This window comes from Streptomyces sp. HPF1205, from assembly GCF_020400825.1.
In the GTDB taxonomy this organism is placed as follows: domain Bacteria; phylum Actinomycetota; class Actinomycetes; order Streptomycetales; family Streptomycetaceae; genus Actinacidiphila.
The window spans coordinates 42,240-62,152 of the sequence record NZ_JAINVH010000020.1 but is presented as its reverse complement, the minus strand read 5'-3'; the positions used below and the strand labels follow the sequence as shown (position 1 = coordinate 62,152).

The window sequence follows — 19,913 nt, the reverse complement described above, 5'->3', positions numbered from 1 at the left end:
TCCCCGTGGTCCCCGCGCCGCCGACTAGTCCCACTCCAGGCCGCCGCGCCGCCACACGTACGCGTAGGCGACGAAGACGGTGGCGACGAAGAGGAGCATCTCGACGAGCCCGAACATCCCCAGGCGGTCGAAGGTGACGGCCCAGGGGTAGAGGAAGACGATCTCGATGTCGAAGACGATGAACAGCATCGCCGTCAGGTAGTACTTGATCGGGAAGCGGCCGCCGCCGGCCGGCTGCGGAGTGGGCTCGATACCGCACTCGTACGCTTCCAGCTTGGCCCGGTTGTAGCGCTTGGGCCCGATGATCGAGGCCATGAAAACGGAGAAGATCGCGAAGCCGGCCGCGAGGCCGCCCAGCACGATGATCGGCGCGTAGGCGTTCACCGTTCCCCGCTCCTTCCAGTCGGCAGTGACTGATGTGTACGGACCGTGGTTGTTCTTGCCTGCCGCGTCACGGAAATCACGAAGATCGCGTCTATGTGAGGCAGTTCACAAGCCCAAGCCGCCTGCATACTATGCCTCCCGGTCTGTGATCTGCGACACGGGGTACCACGCGACCTTTGTGATCTCCACCACCTGGCAACTGATCATGAAGTCGGATGAGTGGTGATCTTGCGCGCGATGCGGCGGAAACGATCACTTCCTGTCGCAATCGAGGGTGTTCCCGCTGGTCAGGGCCGTGTTCCCATTATCAGTCGGGTCACCCTCGAATCAAATTCGCGTGGGACGCGATCCCGTGATAGCAGGCGCCGCCCGGGCCGGACGGCACCCGGAGCGCCCCGGAGCGCCGGAACGGGCGACGAACGGGCGGCGGAAGGGCGCGTGAATGCGTGCACGAGCGCATAAGTAACCGGAGCGGTGAAAACACAACAAAGGGCACCGAGCGCAAGATCGCGAATCGGTCATTCGACCCGTGATCACGTCAAGTGTGGTGTATCCCACCTTTATTGAACGGAACCAATCGTTCCTGATAGCCATGTGCGCATGCCCCCGAACAACTCCCGGACAGATATGTCCGATTCGCATACTTATCCGCATACCGGCCGCCGACGGCACGCGGCGCCCCGCGACCCCAACTGGGCTCGCCGGGCCGGGCTCGTCGGCGGTGTCGTCAGCGCGCTCGCTCTCAGCGGCGCGGCCGCTCCGGCCATGGCCGACTCGCACCACCGGCACCACCACGCGGCGAAGACCGCGGCCACCGCGGCCGCGCCCGACTGGTTCACCGTCACCCGCGCCCAGATGGCCGCCGACGCGATAGCCCGGCAGACGGCCCGGCAGGTGCGGACCGCCGCCCAGGAGAAGGCCGCGGCGCAGGCGGCGGCCAAGGAGAAGGCCGCGCAGGCCGCCAAGGCCGCGCAAGCCGCCCGAGCGGCGAAGGCGAAGGCCGCGGCCGCCAGGGCCACCGCCGCGAAGAAGGCCGCGGCCGAGGCCGCCGCGAAGGCGAAGGCCGCGGCGCGGGCCGAGGCGAGGGCCGCGCAGGCCGCTGCCCGCGTCCGGGCGGCGGCAACGGCACCGGCCCCCACCCCGACCGCCGCGGCGGCTCCGGCCCCCACCGCCGCGCCCACGCCCACCGCCACCCCCGCCGGCAAGGCCGACCAGCTCATCGCCTTCCTCAAGGCGCAGATCGGCAAGCCCTACGTGTACGGCGCGACCGGCCCCGGCGCGTACGACTGCTCCGGCCTGACCCAGGCCGCGTTCGCGTCCGTCGGCGTCACCCTGCCGCGGACCTCGCAGGAGCAGTCGACGGCCGGCACCCCCGTGTCGATCTCCGACCTGCGGCCCGGCGACCTCGTCTTCTGGGGCGGCGAGGGCAGCGCCTACCACGTGGGCGTCTTCATCGGCGGCGGCCAGTACCTGGACGCGGCCAACCCGTCCACCCCGGTGGGGATCCACCAACTGGCGGACTACATGCCGGACTGGGCCGTAAGGGTCCTCTGACTCCCGCCCCCGGCCCGGCCCAGGCCGCCGGCCGGGCCGGGGTGCGGGGTCCGGAGGGCGGCGGGGTCCGGTAGGGCGGCGGGGTCCGGAGGGCGGCGGCCCGGTGGGAACCGTCCCCACCGGGGCCGCCGCCCGGTGAAGCCCCGCGCCCGGGTGCGGTCCCGCACCCGGCGGCATCCCCCACCCGGTCGGCGTTTTGTGGCGGTCGCGCCACGATCCTGTGCGGATCCGGTCGCGTTACCCCGGCGCGGTGGGCGGTTTCCCGAATGCTCACGGTAATCTCCGTGGCGCTGTCGGCGACTACGGGGGAACGGGGCGGTACGACATGAGCACGGAGTCCGGCGGGGTTTTCCAGCCACTCGACGCGGACGACCCGGCCGAGGCCGGCCGCTACCGGCTGACGGCCCGGCTCGGGGCCGGCGGAATGGGCAAGGTGTACCTGTCGTACACCCCGGCCGGGCGGCCGGTCGCCGTCAAGGTGATCCGCCCGGAGTTCGCCGAGGACCCCGAGTTCCGGCGCCGCTTCCGCCAGGAGGTGCAGGCCGCCCAGCGGGTGCACGGCCTCTACACCGCGCCCGTCATCGACAGTGACGCGGAGGGCGCACGCCCGTGGCTGGCCACCGCGTTCGTCCAGGGACCGACGCTGTCCGCCGCGGTGGCCGAGCACGGGCCGCTGCCGCTGCCCACGGTGCTGCTCCTCGTCGCGGGCATCGCCGAGGCGCTCCAGGGGGTGCACGCCGCCGGGCTCGTGCACCGCGACCTGAAGCCGTCCAACGTACTGCTGGCCGCCGACGGGCCGCGCGTCATCGACTTCGGCATCGCCCGCGCCGCCGACTCCACCGCGCTGACCGACAGCGGTGTCACCATCGGCACTCCGGCGTTCATGGCGCCCGAGCAGGCCGCCGGCCGTGAGATCACCCCGGCGACCGACGTCTTCGCCCTCGGTCAGGTCGCCGCCTACGCGGCCCTGGGCTCCCCCGCCTACGGCGACGGCCCCTCCCACGCCGTGCTGTACCGGATCGTCCACGAGGAGCCCGACCTGTCCGCCCTGCCCGAGCGGCTCAGGCCCCTGGTCACCGGCTGCCTGGACAAGGACCCGGCCCGGCGCCCGTCCCTCGCCCGGATCGTCGCCATGTGCCAGGAGGCGTCCGACGAGACGCAGTTGCGCCGCCCCGACCAGTGGCTGCCGAGCGCGATCGCGGCGGACATCCCGCAGCGCCACGCGCTCCCGGCCCAGCTCCCCACCGCGCCCGACGCCCCGGCGACGTACCGGCCCACCCAGCAGGCGGCGCCGGCACCGCACGCCGCGCCCGCCCAGTACGCCGCGCCCGGGCAACCGCGGCAGCCCGCGCAGCCGCATCACCAGCCGACGCAGACGGCCCCGCGCACGCCCCCGCCCGGGTTCGCGCCGCCGCCCGCGCCCACTCCGCCGCCCGGCTCCGTACCGCCCCAGCACTACCGGCCCACCCAGCACGCAGCGCCCGTCCCCGGGCCGCCGCAGTACCAGCGGCCGCCGCACCAGCCGGTACGGACCGGCGGACCGTACCCGCCGTACCAGCAGCAGCGGCCGCAGGGGTGGGCGGGTCCCCCGCCGCGCCGGAGCCGGCGCGGGCCGGTCGTGCTGGCCGTGGTCGGGGTGATCGTGGCCCTGGGCATCCTCGGCGCCGTGCTCAACGCCCTCAGCGGCGGCGGCAAGGACGACAACGCGTCGAGGACCGGCGGCGGCACCGGCACGTCGGCACCCGCGCCGTCCTCCACCGGCAGCGGCTCCGGGAGCCGCACCCCGCCCGCGCCCACGCCCGAGCGGCACCCCGGAGTCGAGCTCGCCGACGAGTACCACGTGGCCTTCGGCGACGCCGACCTCAAACCCGCCAAGGGCCTCGACGACGACTTCTTCTACTACTGCACCACGGAGATCGACCCCGGCTGCCGCTTCGCCACGAACACGCGGAAACTCGTCCTGCTCGACGGCGGCGAGACGGGCTCCCTCGACACCTGCCTCAAGGACACCCGCTACACCACGCAGGTCGACGCGGCCCGGCTGTCGGCCGGCTCGCAGATCTGCGCGAGCACCGACAGCGCCGTCGCCCTGATCACCTTCCGGCGCTCCTCGAAGAGCAGCGAGCCCAGCACCTACGCCGTCGTCGACATCACCGTCTGGCGCAACGCCATCCCGCCCACGGACTGACCCGCCCGGCTACCGTCGCCGCTATGAAGCTCAGTCCGGCAGAAGCGCGCCGCCGCTTCTTGGCCGCGCCCGTCGCGCGGCTGGCCACCGCCTCCGCGGACGGCCGGCCGCACCTCGTGCCCGTGACCTTCGCCGCCGACGGCGACACGCTCTGCTTCGCCGTCGACCGCAAGTCCAAGTCGGGGGCCGAGCTGCGCCGGATCGCCAACATCCGGGAGAACCCGCGGGTCGCGCTGCTCGTGGACCACTACGACGACGACTGGACCGCTCTGTGGTGGGCGCGGGCGGACGGCGAGGCGCGGGTCGGGGCACCCGCGGCGCGGGGCGGGGACGACCCGGGCGGCGGCCCCGCCGTACACCCCGCCGTACGCCTGCTGACCGCGAAGTACCCGCAGTACGCGCGGCAGCCGCCCACCGGCCCGGTCGTGGTGATCCGGGTGACCCGGTGGAGCGGCTGGTCGTACGCGGGCTGAACCGCGGGGACGGCCGGGCGGGTCAGCGCTCGGCGCTCGGCGCTCGGCGGGTCGGGCGTACGGCGGCTCGGGCGTACGGCGGGTCAGGCGTTCGGGGTGATCCTGGTCAGGCCGTTGATGATGCGGTCCATCGCGTCGCCGCCCGTGGGGTCCGTGAGGTTGGCCAGGAGCTTGAGGGCGAACCGCATCAGGACCGGGTGGGTCAGGCCGCGCTGGGTGCACATCTGGAGGACCTTCGGGTTGCCGATCAGCTTCACGAAGGCGCGGCCCAGCGTGTAGTAGCCGCCGTAGGTGTCCTTGAGGATCTTCGGGTAGGCGTTCAGGGCCAGTTCGCGCTTGGCGTCGGTGGCCCGGGCGTGCGCCTGGGTGATGACGTCGGCGGCGATGGCGCCGGACTCCATCGCGTAGGCGATGCCCTCGCCGTTGAAGGGGTTGATCAGGCCGCCCGCGTCGCCCACCAGCAGCAGGCCGCGGGTGTAGTGCGGCTGGCGGTTGAACGCCATCGGCAGGGCCGCGCCGCGGATCGGCCCGGTCATGTTCTCCGGGGTGAAGCCCCAGTCCTCGGGCATGGACGCCACCCAGGTCCTGAGCACCTCGCGCCAGTCCAGCTCCCGGAAGGCGGCGGAGGAGTCGAGGATGCCCAGGCCCACGTTGGAGGTGCCGTCGCCCATGCCGAAGATCCAGCCGTAGCCGGGGAGTTGGCGTGCCTGCGGCCCGCGCCGGTCCCACAGCTCCAGCCAGGACTCCAGGTAGTCGTCGTCGTGCCGCGGGCTGGTGAAGTACGTGCGCACGGCCACGCCCATCGGCCGGTCCTCGCGCCGGTGCAGCCCCATGGCCAGCGACAGCCGGGTGGAGTTGCCGTCGGCGGCGACCACCAGCGGCGCGTAGAAGGCGGCGGGCGCCTTCTCCTCGCCGAGCTTGGCGCGCACGCCGGTGATGCGGCCGGTGCGCTCGTCGAGCAGCGGCTCGGCCACGTTGCACCGCTCGTACAGCCGCGCGCCCGCCTTCACCGCCTGCTGGGCGAGGAGTTCGTCGAAGTCCTCGCGCTTGCGGACCAGTCCGTAGTCCGGGTACGCGGCCAGCTCCGGCCAGTCCAGCAGCAGCCGGTTGCCGCCGCTGATGATGCGCAGGCCCTTGTTGCGCAGCCAGCCCGCCTCCTCGGAGACGTCGATGCCCATCGCCACGAGCTGCTTGGTGGCACGCGGGGTGAGCCCGTCGCCGCACACCTTCTCGCGCGGGAAGGCGGTCTTCTCCAGCAGCAGGACGTCCAGACCGGCCTTGGCCAGGTAGTACGCGGTGGTCGAACCGGCGGGCCCCGCACCGACGACGATCACGTCGGCGCTGCGCTCGGACAAGGCGGTGTCGGTCACGGTGGGCTCTCCCGTATCGGCGAGGGGCGCCGCCCGGGGTGCCCCGGGAGCGGCACGGCTTGTGCCGAGTCTATGAAACGCCCGTCGGCCGATCACTCCTGACGTGGCGGCTTCTCGCTCAGCCGGTCCGGTTGCACGATACCCAGGTCCATGACGGGCGGTTCCGAGGGCTGCGGCGGTACGGGGCCGGGGGCGTGCCCGGGCGGCGGGACCGGGGGGACGCCCGGCGGGTAGGAGTACGCGTGCCCGTACGGAGCCGGGGCCCGGGTGCGCGGGGCCGGAACGTACGGGGCCGGGGTGGGCCGGCCCGCCGCCTTAGCCGCGTACCAGGTCACGAGCACGCCGCCGACCGACCACAGCAGGCCGAACAGCAGCGCCTTCGGGACGTCGGACGACACCGAGGAGTGCGCGGCGCTGCCCGCCATGAGGCCGCCCTGGCCGACGATTCCGCTCGTCGCGACACCGGCGAGCGCCGCCAGCCCGGCGAACAGCGCCGTGAACACCCCGGCGACCGCGAACTGCTCCAGCCGGTTCCGCGACCGCAGTGCCGTCCGGCCGATCAGCAGGGCGCACACCAGCCCCGTGCCGACCGCGAGCACCAGGCCCCAGCCGCCCCAGACATGGCCGAGGTCCGACAGCCCCAGCGTGCGGTGCACGGTCCTGTCGCCCCATACCCGCGTGCGGAGCACCAGCGGGCCGCCCCAGCCCAGACTCAGGCCGGACACACCGAGGTTGGGCAGCAGGAGCGCGGCCGCGGCGAGGCCCCATCCGGTCACGTCGTCGTAGTAGCAGGCCGTCACGACCAGGCAGACCAGGCCGGACAGCAGGACCGCGGCCAGCAGCGCGCGCACGGCCGCGCGCAGGACGCGGTAGCCCGCCGCGAGCGCGGGCCGCGCGGCGAGCCGGCCGGCGAGGCCGGGCCCGGCCAGGACGGCGAGCGAGGTCGCCAGGCTGATGAGGAAGGCACCGACGGCGACGAGGAACGGGCCGCCGGAGACGTCGGAACCCCTCATGTGCACCTGCCCGATCAGCGCGAGGACCAGCGCGGCGGCGGTGGCGAGAACGGTCACCCGCACCGCCGCCTCGGGCCCCGCCTGCCGCTTGCGGGCCGCCCGCAGGACGACGACCATCAGCCCGATCCACAGCAGGGTGACGCTCAGCGGCATCACGGACAGCGTCTCGTGGACGCGGTGCCCGGACGAGGAGTGGCCGCCGCCGAGTCCGCCGAAGCTCCCCGTACCGCCGTCGTAGCCGTCGGAGCCGCCGTCGTAACCGTCGGAGCCCCCGTCGTAACCGTCCGAGCCGCCGGAGCCGCCGAAGTGGCTGAAGTCGGTGCCGGAGTCCCCGAAGCCGTCGGTGCCATCGGTGCCGTCCGTGCCGTCGCTGCCGCTGCCGCTGAGCGAGTCGTAGGAGCCGCCGTAGACGGCGGGGGACGGCTCGGAGATCCGCAGGCTGCCGCCCAGCCCCTGGACGAGCAGGGCCAGCGCGAGCCGGGTCCTGGCCCACCAGCCGACGCCCGAACGAGGCAGGGTGTGCCCGGTGACCACGCCGATCAGCACGGCCAGCGCGCCGACCGCCAGCGCGGGCACGCCGGCCGCGAGGGCCGGCCAGTCCCAGCGCCCGCCGACGACCCGCCGCGCGAACGCGCCGACGGGCGAGGGCCCGGTCCGGGACACGGGACCGGCGGGAACGGGCACGTGGGCGGTGGGCGCGTACGCCCGCACGGGAGGAGCGGCGGGAGGCGGCGGTACGGCTGGTGGTGTCCCGCTCCCGCCCGCCCCACGCGGCAACTCCCTTCCGCACCGCGCGCAAAAGCGTACGTCCGCGGCATCGGAGACCGGATTCCCGCACGCGGGGCAGAACGGCATCGGGGCAACTCCAGGGTGTCGGGGGGAACCGTCCTCCCCACAGACACCGCAGCTTAGGCGCCCAGTTCCCGCCCCCGGCACCGGAATTGACCCCTCCGCCAAGCCCCCCGCGGCGATCCCGTTCCGTCCCTCGCGGGACGCGGGCGGCGCGGGCCGCGCGGGCCCTGCTAGGCCGCCGGCTTCGTGCCCCGGTGGAGTGCCACGATGCCGCCGGTCAGGTTGCGCCAGGCGACCGAGGCCCAGCCGGCGGTCTTGATGCGGGCGGCCAGGGCGCGCTGGTCGGGCCAGGCGCGGATGGACTCGGCGAGGTAGACGTACGCGTCCGGGTTGCTGCTGACCGCGGTGGCCACCGGGGGCAGCGCCCGCATCAGGTACTCGGTGTAGACGGTGCGCAGCGGCTTCATGGTGGGGTGGCTGAACTCGCAGACGACGAGCCGGCCGCCGGGGCGTACCACCCGGCGCATCTCGCGCAGGGCGGCGTCCGGGTCGTGCACGTTGCGCAGCGCGAAGGAGATGGCGGCCGCGTCGAACACGCCGTCGGCGAACGGCAGCCGGGTCGCGTCCGCCGCCGTCAGCGGCAGTTCGGGGTGGCGCTTCTTGCCCTGCGCGAGCATGCCCAGGGAGAAGTCGCACGGCACCACGCTGCCGCCCGCCGCGGCGAACGGCAGCGAGGACGTGCCGGTGCCGGCGCCGAGGTCCAGCACCCGCTCCCCCGGCCGTACGCCCAGCGCCTGGGCGACCGCGCGCCGCCACAGCCGGGTCTGGCCCAGCGAGAGCACGTCGTTGGTCAGGTCGTACTTCTCCGCGACGCCGTCGAACATCGCGGCGACGTCCTTGGGGCGCTTGTCCAGGGAGGCTCGGGTCACGGGGCCCACCCTAGTCAGCGCGCGTCCAGGAGCTTCAGTTCGGGGTGGGCGGTGCCGCCCTCGATAGCCGTGGACGACAGGTGGGAGACGACCTGGTCGTCGACCGGGTCGTTGGCCGGATCGTCGTGCACGACGAGGTGCTCGTAGGTGGTGGCCCGCTGGGCCGGGACGCGGCCGGCGGTGCGGATCAGGTGGATCAGCTCCATGCGGTTGGAGCGGTGCCGGGCGCCGGCCGAGGAGACGACGTTCTCCTCCAGCATCACCGAGCCCAGGTCGTCGGCGCCGTAGTGCAGGGAGAGCTGGCCCACCTCCTTGCCGGTGGTGAGCCAGGAGCCCTGGATGTGGGCGACGTTGTCCAGGAACAGCCGGGCGACGGCGATCATCCGCAGGTACTCGAAGAGCGTGGCCTGCGTGCGGCCCCGCAGGTGGTTGTTCTCCGGCTGGTAGGTGTACGGGATGAAGGCGCGGAAGCCGCCGGTGCGGTCCTGCACGTCGCGGATCATCCGCAGGTGCTCGATCCGCTCGGCGTTGGTCTCGCCGGTGCCCATCAGCATGGTGGAGGTGGACTCCACGCCCAGGTTGTGGGCGGTCTCCATGATCTCCAGCCACCGCTCGCCGGACTCCTTCAGCGGTGCGATGGCCTTGCGCGGCCGCTCGGGCAGCAGTTCCGCGCCGGCCCCGGCGAAGGAGTCGAGTCCGGCGGCGTGGATGCGGCGGATGGCCTCCTCGGCGCTCACCCCGGAGATCCGCGACATGTGCTCGACCTCGGAGGCGCCGAGGGAGTGGATGACGAGCTGCGGGAACTCCTTCTTGATGGCCGCGAAGTGCTTCTCGTAGTACTCGACCCCGAAGTCCGGGTGGTGGCCGCCCTGGAACATGATCTGCGTCCCGCCGAGCTCCACGGTCTGCGCGCACCGCCGCAGGATGTCGTCCAGGTCCCGGACCCAGCCCTTGGCCTCGTCCTTGGGCGCAGCGTAGAAGGCGCAGAACTTGCACGCCGTCACGCACACGTTCGTGTAGTTGATGTTCCGTTCGATGATGTACGTGGCGATGTGTTCCGTGCCCGCGTACCGGCGGCGCCTGGCCGCGTCGGCGGCGGCCCCCAGCGCGTGCAGCGGCGCGTCGCGGTAGAGCTCCAGCGCCTCCTCGGGGCTGATCCGCCCACCCTGGGCGGCACGGTCGAGCACGGCTTGGAGGTCGCTCACCGGGGGTCCCTTCACGCTCGCTGGGCGGACCAGCACAGACTACGCCCGCCCCCGGCCGGCGGTCGGCGGCGGGTTCCCGCCGCACGCCCAGCCGCACACGCCGCCGCACGTCCAGCCGCACGCCCCCGGGCCGCCCTCACACCGACAGCACGACCTTGCCCCGCACCGACCCGGTCGCCACGATCTCGTGCGCCTTGGCCGCCTGCTCCAGCGGGAGGACCTCCTGGAGGTACGGGCGCAGGCGGCCCGCCTCGACGAGGGCGGTGAGGGATTCCAGGCCGGCCGCGTCGGGCTCCACGCCGAGCGGCGCGAAGCGGACCCCGGCCTCGGCGGCCAGGCCGGGCAGGGTGGTGCTGGTCCGCTCGACGGCGGTGATGAGCAGGCCGCCGGGGCGCAGGATGGTGAAGGAGCGCTCGGCGTGGCCCCCGCCGAGGGTCTCCAGCACGACGTCCACGGGGTCGTCGCGCAGCACCTCGGCGTAGTCCGCCGTCCGGTGATCGATGAGCCGGTCGGCGCCCAGGCCGCGCAGGAACTCGTGCTTGCCCGCGCTCGCCGTGCCGACGACCTGGGCGCCCATGTGCTTGGCGAGCTGTACGGCGACGTGGCCGAGGCCGCCGCCCGCGCCGTGGACGAGGACCCGCTGCCCCGGCCGCAGCTCCGCGATCTCGGCGAACGCCTGCCAGGCGGTGAGGCCGACCAGCGGGAGGGCGGCGGCCTCCTCGTGGCTGATGCCGGCGGGCTTGCGGGCGAGCTGGCGGGCGGGGGCGGACACGTACTCCGCGTAGGCGCCGGCGGCGAGGGGGAACAGCGGGAGGCCGTACACCTCGTCGCCCTCCTTGAAGCGGTGCACACCCGGCTCGACCCGCTCGACCACCCCCGAGAGGTCCCAGCCGAGGACGAACGGCGGCTCGCCCAGCAGCGGGAAGGCTCCGGAGCGGATGAACAGCTCGATCGGGTTGACGCCGGCGGCCTTGACCCGGACCAGCACACGGCCGGGTCCCAGGTCGGGCACGGGCAGGTCGGTGACCTCCAGGACCTCGGGGCCGCCGAAGGTGTTCTGGGTGATCGCGCGCATGGCCGGGGTTCTCCTTGCCGGAAGGGGCGGGCGCCGCTGAAGGGAGCGGACGCCGCCGGACGAAGCGGACGGTCCCTCTCGGGAACGGCTCCATCCTCGGATCGGGCGGTACCCCTTGGGTAGAAGGCACGTGGAGGGTATATAGGTACCTCATGGGTACTACCTCCGACTTGCGCTTTCACGGCGGCGCCGACGCCTACCTCGCTGCCTGCCCGTCCCGTCAGGTCCTGGACGTCCTCGCGAACAAGTGGACCCTGCTGGTCATGGGGGCCCTGTCCGGCGGTCCGGTGCGCTTCGGGGCGCTGCGCCGGCGCCTGGACGGCATCACCCAGAAGATGCTCACCCAGACCCTGCGCACCCTGGAGCGTGACGGGCTGGTCACCCGTACGGTCTACCCGACGATCCCGCCGCGCGTGGAGTACGCGGCCACGCCGCTCGGGGCGAGCGTCACCGACCTGCTCAGCGGCATCCGGGTGTGGTCCGAGGAGCACATCGACGAGATCCTGGACGCGCGCGACGCCTACGACGCCCGGGCCGCGCGGGAGCCGCGGCCCGTCACCGGCTGAGGGCGCCCCCGCCCGCGGCGGACCTACGGGGTCAGCAGCTCCACCCGCACCGACGGGGGGAAGCCGACCCGGCCGGAGAACTCGGCGATGCCGGTGAGCTGGCGCGGGCCGAGGGAGAAGTCGAGGGTGGTGAAGTAGCGCCGCAGCACCTCCTCGTCGAACGACTCCCAGCGGGCGGCCTGCTCGGCCACCTTGTCGACCTCTTCGAGGGACAGGTCGCGGGAGGCCAGGAAGGCGCGGTGCACGTCCCGTACGGCCTGCGGGTGGGCGGCGAGGTAGTCGCGGCGCACCGCCCACACGGCGAAGACGAACGGCAGGCCGGTCCAGTCCTTCCACATCTGCCCGAGGTCGTGCACCCGCAGCCCCAGGCGAGGCGCGTCGTGCAGGGAGGCGCGCAGGGCCGCGTCGCCGATCAGGACGGCGGCCTGGGCCTCGTTCATCATCACCGCCAGGTCGGGCGGGCAGCGGTAGTAGTCGGGCCGGACCCCGTACCGCTCGGTGAGCAGCAGCTCGGCCAGGCGTACGGAGGTGCGGCTGGTCGAGCCCAGGGCCACCCGCTCGCCGTCGAGGCGCTCCAGCGGGACCTGGCTGACGATCACGCACGACATCACCGGCCCGTCGCAGCCGACCGCGATGTCGGACAGGGCGACGAGCTCGTCGGCGTGCCGCAGGTACTCCATGAGGGTGACGGGACCGATGTCCAGGGCCCCCTCGACGAGCTGAGCGCTCAGCTTCTCGGGCGTGTCCTTGGTCAGCTCCAGGTCCAGCAGCGAGCCGGTCCTGGCCAGGCCCCAGTACAGCGGGACGCAGTTCAGGAACTGGATGTGGCCCACGCGGGGCCGGACCGGGCTGCCGTCTTCCTGCGCGGATGTGTCCATATGGCGGACGCTACTCCTGCCCGTACCCCCGGCCGGTGGAGGGGTCCGCCCGGGCGAGCCCGGGCCCACGGCGGGCCGGCGACGCGCCGCGGGAAAGAGATCATCGCGGTCTTCCCCGGCTGAGGGCGGCCATGCTAGGCTCAAAGCAAGTTGCAGTTTGGTTTCCTTGCAGTACAAAGCCTGCGGAGCATGTAACCCGCAGGCTTTTGTAGTTTTCAGACTCGGCAGTAGCAGGTTCTGGAGCAGGGCAACCCTTTGGGCCCAAGGAGGGCTTTATGGCTACCGGAACCGTCAAGTGGTTCAACGCTGAAAAGGGCTTCGGCTTCATCGCCCAGGACGGCGGCGGCCCGGATGTCTTCGTTCACTACTCCGCGATCAACGCGTCCGGCTTCCGCTCCCTTGAGGAGAACCAGGCCGTGACCTTCGACGTCACGCAGGGCCCGAAGGGTCCGCAGGCGGAGAACGTCACCCCCAACTAGTCACGACTGGTTACGGAAAAGCGGCGCGGTCATCGCGTCCAGAACCTGTAATACCAAGGGGCCCCGCACCGTGTGCGGGGCCCCTGCCTTTGCGTTCACCGCCCGCGGTCAGGCCGTGGGTGCGGTGGAAACCGTGGGCGCTGCGGGCGCAGCCCACCGTTCGCCGCGCATCAGGTTGTCCAGGCCCGACCAGGCGAAGTTCATCAAGGTCGCGGCGGTGTCGCGCGGGGTGGGCGGCCGGGAGGCCGAGGGGGCCCAGCCGGCGAGGGATTCGGCGGCGCCGACCAGGGCGTTGGCCAGCGCGGCGACCTCGCGGCCGGCGAGCGCCGTGTCGTCGCCGCAGTCCGCGTCGCGGGCGGCGGCCGCGATCAGGCCGGTGACGAAGCGGACCATCTCGGCCCGCATGGCGGCGACCTCGTCGGCGAACGGCTCGCCGACCGTGCGCGCCTGGGCGTAGAGGATGCTCCAGCCGTCCGGGTGGGCGGCGGTGTGCTCGAAGAAGCCGAGCAGGCCGCTCCACAACTGGCGGTCGGCGGGCGCGCCGGGCTCGACGGCGGCCCGCACGGCCGCCTTGAGCGCCTCGGCCTCACGCCGGATGCACGCGGTGAACAGCTCGTCCTTGGAGTTCAGGTAGAGGTACACGAGCGGTTTGCTGACGCCCGCCGCGACGGCGATCTCGTCCATCGACGCGGCCCGGTACCCCCGCCGCGCGAAGATCGCGACGGCCGCGTCCAGCATCTGCTGCTCGCGTACCGCCCGAGGCACCCGCTTGCCCTGCACCGCCACGTCGGCCACGCCTCCCCTCGCCTTGGGCCCGCGTGGGTAGCCTACGGGGTGGCCCGGCGCCGCCGCGGGGCCCCGCAGGGGTACGGACGGGTAGGCGGGCGACGGGCGGGAGAGCCGTACGTCAGGCGGTGTGCGGCTCGCCGCCGTGGGAGGCGGAGTCGCGCGAGGCGTCGTCCGCCTCGTCCTCCTGGCCGGCGCTGGCCATCAGGTTGCGCCGGGTGCGGTCGACCCTCTCGGACACGGTGAGCGCCGCCTGCTCCCGGGCGCCGCGCAGCAGCACCCAGCTCAGCGGCGCGGAGACGACGAGCGCCAGCAGCGCGACCCACAGGTAGTTCGAGTCGCCGAGCCCGGCCGGCAGCACCCGCAGCCGGACCAGCCCCCAGATGACGCCGAAGCTGGCGACGACGAGGCCGAAGCGCAGTGCGGTGTAACGGAACATGCAACCAGTGAAGCACGGAGCGCCCCGCCCCGGTCCCCCGGGTCCGAACCGGACCCTTCACCACAAGGCCGACCCGGCGCCCGGCGTTCCCCGTACCCCGGGCCCCGGCGGCCGGAGGGCGGCAGTTCACAACATCATCAGCATGATGACGTCGTCCCGGTCGTCGCCCGGGGCCACCCGTATCGCGGAGGGGACGCGGCCGACCTCTTTGTAGCCGCAGGCCGTGTAGAAGCGGTCGGCGCCGGTGCCGCCGCGGCAGGTGAGGCGTATCGCCTCGATGCCGGGCAGGGCGCGGGCCGCGGCCTCGACGGCGGCCATCAGGGTGCGGCCGTACCCCTTGCCCTGGTGTGCGGGGTGGACCATCACCGTGTAGAGCCAGATCCAGTGCCGCATCAGCCGGTGGGTGTTGTACGCGAGGAACGCGGTCGCGGCGACGCGTCCCTCGTCGTCGCGGCCGAGCACCAGCCGGCGGCCGCCGGCCCGGACCTCGGCGATGGCGTGCTCCAGGGACGGGCGGATGTCGTCGGGGGTGACGGGCGGGACGAAGCCGACGGCGCCGCCCGCGTTGGACACGTCGGTCCACAGCGCGAGGACGCCGTCGTACACCTCGTCGTCGATCACCGGATCGAGCTCGCACGTAAGGGGCATGAGTGCATGCTATTCATTACGCCCCGACGCGCCCGAACCCTTTCGCTGTCGCGCCGGTCACACCCTCATGGCCTGCGGCGTGTCCCGGCGGGAGGCGTCGGGGCCGGGGTACTCGCGGATGATCTCGTACCGCGTGTTGCGCTCGACCGGGCGGAAGCCGGCGTCCCGGATCAGCTCCAGGATGTCCTCCCTGGTCAGCTTGTTGGGCGTGCCGAAGGAGTCCGCGTCGTGGGTGATCTTGTACTCGACCACCGAGCCGTCCATGTCGTCCGCGCCGTGGTTGAGGGCCAGTTGGGCGGTGGACAGGCCGTGCATCACCCAGAACACCTTCACGTGCGGAACGTTGTCGAACAGCAGCCGGGAGACCGCGAAGGTCTTCAGCGCCTCGGCCCCGGTGGCCATGGAGGTGCGCGCCTGGAGGGTGTTGCGGACCTTGCCGTCCTTCATGTCCACGAAGTCGTGCTGGTAGCGCAGCGGGATGAAGACCTGGAAACCCCCGGTCTCGTCCTGCAGTTCGCGCAGCCGCAGCACGTGGTCCACGCGGTGGCGGGGCTCCTCGATGTGGCCGTAGAGCATGGTGCAGGGCGTCTTGAGGCCCTTGGAGTGGGCGAGCCGGTGGATGCGGGACCAGTCCTCCCAGTGGGTGCGGTGGTCCACGATGTGCTGCCGGACCTCCCAGTCGAAGATCTCGGCGCCGCCGCCGGTCAGCGACTCCAGGCCGGCGTCGATCAGCTCGTCCAGGATCTCGGAGGCGGACAGGCCGGAGATCGTCTCGAAGTGGTGGATCTCGGTGGCCGTGAACGCCTTCAGCGACACCTGCGGCAGCGCCTCCTTCAGCGCCCGCAGCGACCGCGGGTAGTACCGCCACGGCAGCGTCGGGTGCAGGCCGTTGACGATGTGCAGCTCGGTGAGGTTCTCCCCCTCCATCGCCTTGGCCAGCCGTACCGCCTCCTCGATGCGCATGGTGTACGCGTCCTTCTCGCCCGGCTTGCGCTGGAAGGAGCAGTACGCGCAGGACGCGGTGCACACGTTCGTCATGTTGAGGTGGCGGTTGACGTTGAAGTGGACGACGTCGCCGTTCTTCCGTGTCCGCACGAGGTGGGCCAGCCCGCCCAGCCAGGCCAGGTCGTCGGACTCGTACAGGGCGATGCCGTCCGCACGGGACAGCCGCTCCCCCGAGCGGACCTTCTCCTCCAGCTCGCGCTTGAGCCCAGCGTCCATTGCGCGCCTCCCACGACGTACGTACTCATGCTCGTGCGGACCCGGCCACCGCGGACCGTACGACCGCGTGGCCCGCTCAAACCGTTCGGACCTTTCGACACTACGCCCCCGGGGTCAGTCCCCCGGCAGCTCCCCCACCCGGTTCTCCCACTTGGTGGACAGCACGATCGTGGTACGGGTGCGCGCCACGCCCTTCGTGCCCGACAGCCGGCGGATGGTGTGCTCCAGGCCGTCCACGTCCCCGACCCGCACCTTGAGCATGTACGAGTCGTCGCCCGCGATGAACCAGCAGTCCTCGATCTCGTCCAGGTCGCGCAGCCTGCGGGCCACGTCCTCGTGGTCGGCGGCGTCGGAGAGCTGCAGGCCGACCAGCGCGGTCACGCCCAGGCCGAGGGCCGCCGGGGCGACGGTGGCCCGGTAGCCGGTGATCACCCCGGCCTGTTCGAGCCGGTTGATGCGGTCGGTGACGCTCGGGCCGGACAGGCCCACGAGCCGGCCCAGCTCCGCGTACGACGCGCGGCCGTTCTCACGCAAGGCCTGGATGAGCTGCCTGTCCACCGCGTCCATCTGCCTGGACCCTCCCGTTCGTGCCGCGACTGCGCTGTCCGGTCTCGAATCTAAGGCATGAACGGGTCCGTGCCCTGCGCATCTGTCTGTACGGGGGCCACCGGACCGTTCGGGCCTTTGTGGAGCGCTACGGGCGGTCCGCGCCCGGGCCGCCGGGGCCGGTGCCGGTGTCCGTGCCGGGGCCGCCGCCGAGACCGCCGCCGAGGTCGCCGGTCCAGCGGCGGTAGAGCTTGTGCGGCACGCCCGCCGCGTCCAGCGTCCGGCCCGCGACGAAGTCCACCAGGTCCTGCGCGCCGGTGGCGCCCGCGTAGAAGGCGGGCGAGGCCGGCAGCACCACCGCGCCCGCGTCGTCGAGGGCGACCAGGTGGCGCAGCGTCTGGCCGGTCAGCGGGGTCTCGCGGACCACCACCACCAGGGCCTTGCGCTCCTTGAGAGTGACGCTCGCGGCCCGCTGCAGCAGGTCCTTCGACAGGCCCAGCGCCACCCCGGCCACGCACGCGGTGCTCGCCGGAACGATCAGCATGCCCTTGGTCGGGTACGAGCCGGAGGACGGCCCGGCCGCCAGGTCGCCGGCCGGCCAGTGCCGTACCGCCGAAAGGTCGAACTGCTCGGCGGCGAAGGCGTCCGGTGAGCCGTCGGCGCCGCGGGCAAGCCAGCGGGCCAGGTCCTCGCGCCAGTGGGCGTCGCGGAAGGGCGCCCCCGTCTCGTCCAGCAGCGTCAGGCGGGCCGCCCGGCTGATCACCAGGTCGACGCGCTCGCCCGCCCGCAGCAGCGCCCGCAGGACGGCCGCGGCGTACGGCGTGCCCGAGGCACCGGACACCCCGACCACCCAGGGCGCAGGGGCGCTCACCGCGGCGGCGCGGTGCGCCCGCGCGCCCCCGTTCCCGCCGCTCACGCCGTCCATGCCGCCCGTACCGCCCGTACCGCCCGCGTCGTCCCGTGCACGCCGTCGAGCCTAACCCGGGCCGGGCCGGGAACCGACGCGCGGGCGGGGGCGTTGGAAGCGGTGAGGGGCAGGTGGGGGGACGGGCCACAGGGGGGCACGGTGAGGGCACGGTGACACTCGGACAGACCGCCAGGCGGCGGACCGGCGTGGGCGACCTGATGCTGGCCCCCTTGCGCGCGAGCGGGCGGGTCACCGCCGCCGCCGTGCTGATGGTGTCGTGGGTCGCGCTGCTGTGGGCACTGGAAGTCGTCGACGTGGTGTCGGGCCACCGCCTGGACAGCCTGGGCATCGAGCCGCGCAGGCCCGGCGAGCTGGTGGACATCGTCCCCTCGGCGTTCACCCACTTCGGGTTCGGGCACGTGGCGTCCAACACCCTGCCGCTGCTGGTGCTCGGCTTCATCGCCGCCCTGCGCGGCATAGCCCGCTTCCTGATGGTCTGCCTGACCGTCATGGTCATCGGCGGCCTGGGGGTATGGCTGGTCGCGCCCGCGCACACGAACACCGCGGGCGCCTCCGGGGTGATATTCGGCCTGTTCGGCTACCTGCTGGTACGCGGCTTCGTGGACCGGCGGGCGCTGGACATCGTGGTGGGCCTGCTCGTCGGCGTCCTCTACGGCTCCATCCTGTGGGGTGTGCTGCCGAGTGCGACCGGCGTGTCCTGGCAGGGCCACCTCTTCGGCCTGCTGGGCGGGGTGGCCGCGGCCTTCCTCTTCCGCGAGCGCACCCCCGGGACCCCCGCCGCGCGCTGACCGCCCGGCCGCCGAGCGCCGGCCTGCCACCGCCCGCCCTCGGCCGTCGCGCCCGCCCCTCGGCCGTCGCGCCCACCCGCCGGCCGGCGCCCAACCGCGGGCCGCGACCGTACCGTTACGCACGCTGTGCCCGGAGCGTGCAACCACCGGGGGGTCCAAGTCGTCGCAATAGGTACCACTTCCGGGATCCGGCAACCGGCCGCCACGTCCGGCGTCCGGGAAACCCCCGGGAACTCATAGACCGCGCACAGATACGCTCGTGTCGGCCGGATGCCGGTGCGTGGCGTTACGACCGCCCCCGACCGTCGATCCGTTTCCCGCATATCCGCGCAACGCGTCCAAGGAGTTCGTCATCATCACCAAGCGCAAGGGCCTCGCTGCCGCCGGCGTTGTGGCCCTCATAGCCGCCGGCTCCGCCGCATGCGGGACGGCCCAGGCCACGCCCCAGGCCAAGGTCCAGAAGGCCGTGACCAAGCTGGGCGAGCAGAAGTCCGCCACGGTCGGGCTGTCCTTCGACGCGACGCCCGACCAGATCTACGCCGCCTTCACCAGCGGTGACTCCAACAGCGGCTTCACCAGGGACGACGCCAAGATGGTGGCGTCGCTGCACGTGAGCATGTCGGCCAGCACGCAGAAGCAGTTCAGCCTGCTGAAGTCCCGCTCCGGCGCGTCCGGCGGGCGGTTCGCCTTCGCGCTGTCCAACGACCCGGACGGCAAGAGCAACCTCATCGAGATGCGGGGGCTCGACAACAAGCTCTACCTGCGGGCCGACGTCAAGGGACTGGAGAAGCTGGACACCTCCCCCAACGCGGCCTCGGACCTGCGGGAGTTCAACCAGTTCCTGGGCAACGCCCAGCAGCTCCCGTCGTCGCTGCACGCCGTGAAGGCCGCCCTGAACGGCCAGTGGGTCGTCCTCGACCCCAAGGCGTGGACGGACTTCGCCAAGTCGATGGCCCAGAAGAACGGGGCCTCCGGCTTCGGTTCGGGCGACTCCTCCGGCTCCCCGCTGGGCGGCGCGCTGAACGGCCAGATGCCGAAGATCGACGGCGGCCGGCTCCTCGCCGTGCTGAAGCAGGACATCCTCAACAACAAGGACGCCACCTACAAGGACGTCGGCAAGAAGGACGGCGCGAGCGTGGTCCGGGTGACCGTGCCCGCCCGCAAGCTCGCGAAGGACCTGGCGACCGATCTGACCCCGATCCTCAAGCAGATCCCGAACATCAGCCAGTCCGACCTGAACAACTTCAACGACACCAGCGGCGTGCCCAACCGCACCATCGCCTTCGACGTGTCGGTCAAGAGCGGCCACGTCTCCGCCGTCACCTTCGACCTCGAACAGCTCGACGACCAGGCGAACGGCAAGAAGCTGCCGGTCACCCTCACCATCGACAACAGCGCCGACTCGCTGGACGTCCCGGCCGGTGCCGACCAGCTCAACCCGCAGGACATCATCGGCATGATCATGCAGAACATGCCGAACGGTCCGTCCGACGCCAGCTACTCCGGCCTCAACTAGCCGGCACGGCACCCCGGCCGCCGCGGCCCCGCCGCGGCGGCCCCGCCGTCCGGTCGCACGCGGCCCCTCACACCCGGCCCTCGGACCCCCGGGCCTCGGACCCACGGCCCCCGGACCCCCGGGCGTCACACGCCG

General features: G+C 72.9%; 20 protein-coding genes. 7 read left to right on the top strand and 13 right to left on the bottom strand.

The features are described 5' to 3' along the window. Positions 1–24: 24 nt before the first annotated feature. Positions 25–384, bottom strand: coding sequence for an NADH-quinone oxidoreductase subunit A (locus K7G61_RS22505; RefSeq protein ID WP_225848741.1), 360 nt, complete (start codon positions 382–384; stop codon positions 25–27). 627 nt (positions 385–1,011) lie between these two features. Here K7G61_RS22505 and K7G61_RS22500 point away from each other — a divergent pair. From K7G61_RS22500 to K7G61_RS22490, 3 genes are all read left to right on the top strand, one after another. Beyond that, complete coding sequence (locus K7G61_RS22500) at positions 1,012–1,938, top strand: C40 family peptidase (RefSeq protein WP_225848740.1); 927 nt, start codon at positions 1,012–1,014, stop codon at positions 1,936–1,938. A gap of 325 nt (positions 1,939–2,263) precedes the next feature. After that, a complete protein-coding gene (locus tag K7G61_RS22495; RefSeq protein WP_225848739.1) occupies positions 2,264–4,126 on the top strand; it encodes a serine/threonine-protein kinase in 1,863 nt (620 codons plus the stop codon). 23 nt (positions 4,127–4,149) lie between these two features. Then, positions 4,150–4,599: a TIGR03668 family PPOX class F420-dependent oxidoreductase gene (locus K7G61_RS22490; protein ID WP_225848738.1), complete on the top strand. Its 450-nt coding sequence runs from the start codon at positions 4,150–4,152 to the stop codon at positions 4,597–4,599. An 83-nt stretch (positions 4,600–4,682) separates the two neighbouring features. Here the strand turns inward: K7G61_RS22490 and K7G61_RS22485 are convergent, their stop codons facing one another. The 5 genes from K7G61_RS22485 to K7G61_RS22465 form a co-directional block, all read right to left on the bottom strand. Continuing rightward, on the bottom strand, positions 4,683–5,969 hold the full coding sequence (locus K7G61_RS22485; protein WP_225848737.1) for a geranylgeranyl reductase family protein: 1,287 nt from the start codon (positions 5,967–5,969) through the stop codon (positions 4,683–4,685). 92 nt (positions 5,970–6,061) lie between these two features. Beyond that, the gene (locus K7G61_RS22480) at positions 6,062–7,645 is read right to left on the bottom strand and encodes a hypothetical protein (protein ID WP_225848736.1); all 1,584 of its coding nucleotides are present in this window, start codon (positions 7,643–7,645) and stop codon (positions 6,062–6,064) included. Between the two features lie 359 nt (positions 7,646–8,004). Further along, on the bottom strand, positions 8,005–8,703 hold the full coding sequence (locus K7G61_RS22475; protein WP_225848735.1) for a demethylmenaquinone methyltransferase: 699 nt from the start codon (positions 8,701–8,703) through the stop codon (positions 8,005–8,007). Between the two features lie 14 nt (positions 8,704–8,717). Then, complete coding sequence (gene mqnC, locus K7G61_RS22470) at positions 8,718–9,908, bottom strand: cyclic dehypoxanthinyl futalosine synthase (protein ID WP_225848734.1); 1,191 nt, start codon at positions 9,906–9,908, stop codon at positions 8,718–8,720. Positions 9,909–10,044: 136 nt separating this feature from the next. Beyond that, entirely contained in the window at positions 10,045–10,983 is a 939-nt protein-coding gene (locus tag K7G61_RS22465; protein WP_225848733.1) for an NADP-dependent oxidoreductase, read from the bottom strand. A 152-nt stretch (positions 10,984–11,135) separates the two neighbouring features. Between K7G61_RS22465 and K7G61_RS22460 the strand changes: the two genes are divergently transcribed. Then, positions 11,136–11,549 carry a helix-turn-helix domain-containing protein gene (locus tag K7G61_RS22460; protein ID WP_225848732.1) on the top strand — a complete coding sequence of 138 codons (414 nt, stop codon included), beginning with the start codon at positions 11,136–11,138 and terminating at the stop codon, positions 11,547–11,549. A gap of 23 nt (positions 11,550–11,572) precedes the next feature. On the opposite strand, the gene K7G61_RS22455 is transcribed toward K7G61_RS22460, so the two are convergent. After that, the gene (locus tag K7G61_RS22455) at positions 11,573–12,427 is read right to left on the bottom strand and encodes a menaquinone biosynthetic enzyme MqnA/MqnD family protein (protein ID WP_225848731.1); all 855 of its coding nucleotides are present in this window, start codon (positions 12,425–12,427) and stop codon (positions 11,573–11,575) included. Between the two features lie 275 nt (positions 12,428–12,702). Between K7G61_RS22455 and K7G61_RS22450 the strand changes: the two genes are divergently transcribed. Next, positions 12,703–12,906: a cold-shock protein gene (locus K7G61_RS22450; RefSeq protein ID WP_167986541.1), complete on the top strand. Its 204-nt coding sequence runs from the start codon at positions 12,703–12,705 to the stop codon at positions 12,904–12,906. A gap of 108 nt (positions 12,907–13,014) precedes the next feature. Here K7G61_RS22450 and K7G61_RS22445 read toward each other — a convergent pair whose 3' ends face one another. The 6 genes from K7G61_RS22445 to K7G61_RS22420 form a co-directional block, all read right to left on the bottom strand. Then, the gene (locus K7G61_RS22445) at positions 13,015–13,644 is read right to left on the bottom strand and encodes a TetR/AcrR family transcriptional regulator (RefSeq protein ID WP_225848806.1); all 630 of its coding nucleotides are present in this window, start codon (positions 13,642–13,644) and stop codon (positions 13,015–13,017) included. 169 nt (positions 13,645–13,813) lie between these two features. Next, positions 13,814–14,131, bottom strand: a complete 318-nt coding sequence (locus K7G61_RS22440) for a DUF4229 domain-containing protein (protein ID WP_225848730.1) — start codon at positions 14,129–14,131, stop codon at positions 13,814–13,816. A gap of 126 nt (positions 14,132–14,257) precedes the next feature. Beyond that, the gene (locus tag K7G61_RS22435) at positions 14,258–14,779 is read right to left on the bottom strand and encodes a GNAT family N-acetyltransferase (protein WP_225848729.1); all 522 of its coding nucleotides are present in this window, start codon (positions 14,777–14,779) and stop codon (positions 14,258–14,260) included. A gap of 57 nt (positions 14,780–14,836) precedes the next feature. Then, positions 14,837–16,000: an aminofutalosine synthase MqnE gene (gene mqnE, locus K7G61_RS22430; protein WP_225848728.1), complete on the bottom strand. Its 1,164-nt coding sequence runs from the start codon at positions 15,998–16,000 to the stop codon at positions 14,837–14,839. A 114-nt stretch (positions 16,001–16,114) separates the two neighbouring features. After that, a complete protein-coding gene (locus tag K7G61_RS22425) occupies positions 16,115–16,567 on the bottom strand; it encodes an Lrp/AsnC family transcriptional regulator (protein WP_225848727.1) in 453 nt (150 codons plus the stop codon). 127 nt (positions 16,568–16,694) lie between these two features. Next, on the bottom strand, positions 16,695–17,471 hold the full coding sequence (locus tag K7G61_RS22420; protein ID WP_263984703.1) for a UbiX family flavin prenyltransferase: 777 nt from the start codon (positions 17,469–17,471) through the stop codon (positions 16,695–16,697). A 200-nt stretch (positions 17,472–17,671) separates the two neighbouring features. On the opposite strand from K7G61_RS22420, the gene K7G61_RS22415 reads away from it, so the two are divergent. Next, entirely contained in the window at positions 17,672–18,262 is a 591-nt protein-coding gene (locus tag K7G61_RS22415; protein ID WP_225848804.1) for a rhomboid family intramembrane serine protease, read from the top strand. Between the two features lie 280 nt (positions 18,263–18,542). Beyond that, positions 18,543–19,778, top strand: coding sequence for a hypothetical protein (locus K7G61_RS22410; protein WP_225848726.1), 1,236 nt, complete (start codon positions 18,543–18,545; stop codon positions 19,776–19,778). Positions 19,779–19,913: the final 135 nt, after the last annotated feature.